This is a genomic window from Pseudoalteromonas sp. SG45-1 (genome assembly GCF_014164135.1).
Taxonomy (GTDB): Bacteria; Pseudomonadota; Gammaproteobacteria; order Enterobacterales; family Alteromonadaceae; genus Pseudoalteromonas; species Pseudoalteromonas distincta.
In genome coordinates this window covers 1-241 of record NZ_JACJEP010000094.1, presented here as the reverse complement: position 1 = coordinate 241, position 241 = coordinate 1, and the positions used below count along the sequence as shown (strand labels likewise).

1 protein-coding gene is annotated in these 241 nt (G+C 39.8%); it reads right to left on the bottom strand.

Features of this window, described 5'->3' with window-relative positions; genetic code table 11:
- Positions 1-164, bottom strand: a 164-nt coding sequence (locus tag H5117_RS20500) for a transposase (protein ID WP_182739030.1), incomplete at its 3' end; no start/stop codon positions are given.
- Positions 165-241 lie beyond the last annotated feature (77 nt).

Sequence of the window (241 nt, the reverse complement as noted above, 5' to 3'; positions counted from 1 at the left end):
CCACTCCGCTCTTGCTTTAATTGAGTAACCCACTTACTGACGGTTGATTTACCCACCCCCATTGCTTTGGCTGCTTCTTCTTGAGTATAACTTTGGTCAACTACAAGCTGAGCTGTTTCTAATTTTATTGCTGCAGAATACGATGCGCGTTTTAATTTCGTCATTTTTTCACCCAAATTTGTATGCTTATCAGCATAACATTTCTTTCTTAATGGGTGGCCAAAATCACTGTACCACTACA